This is a genomic window from Colwellia sp. 75C3, from assembly GCF_002836255.1.
Classification (GTDB): Bacteria; Pseudomonadota; Gammaproteobacteria; order Enterobacterales; family Alteromonadaceae; genus Colwellia.
This window is the reverse complement of record NZ_PJAU01000006.1, coordinates 1-630: the sequence shown is the minus strand read 5'-3', so window position 1 is coordinate 630 and position 630 is coordinate 1. Positions and strand designations below refer to the sequence as shown.

At 41.3% G+C, this 630-nt stretch carries 1 protein-coding gene; it reads right to left on the bottom strand.

All coding sequences use genetic code 11. The features are described 5' to 3' along the window. Positions 1–630, bottom strand: a 630-nt coding sequence (locus CXF85_RS00055; protein ID WP_198555424.1) for a hypothetical protein, incomplete at both ends; no start/stop codon positions are given.

The following is a 630-nucleotide window of genomic DNA, read 5'->3' as shown; positions in this document are numbered from 1 at the left end:
CTGTCTGCTATGTAAGTACCATCATTGATACCTGAACTATCTATATCATTAGCATCTTTTACTTGAGAAATTGTCCAAGTGCTATCAGCATTCTGACCAATTAAAGTACTGGAGGTGTTATTACCAATAACACCGGCAAAACTTAAATAACTGCTGACCTCAATATCTCCGCTTAACGATGAAACATCGGCCCATTCATTAGCTTGCCCCGTAATGTAAGTTTCAATGCCCGAGAAATCACCGACATATAATTCATCAGGTATGGGGGCTGTATTGTCCTGCTCCAAGGAAGATGTCGCATCAGTAAAGATCCAAGTGTTAATAACACCAGTACGTGCAGATAGGCTATCAACACCTGCACCATCTCCGCCAATAAGTGTATCTACATTACCCAGAGCACTAAAAAAGAAGTCATCATTCCCTGTGCCACCCGTAAGGTTATTAAAATTAACAAAGTTAACTTCATCAGCCGTGCCATCATTAATCACACCTTGGTTGGTGGCATTGATTGCCCAACTGTTCGTGATATTACTTGCGGTTAATTCGTTACTGCCTGTACCGCTAACCGTTTCAATGCTTGAAATATCAGTACCGATAACAACCGACTGATTAGCTGTGTCAAGGGTTAAG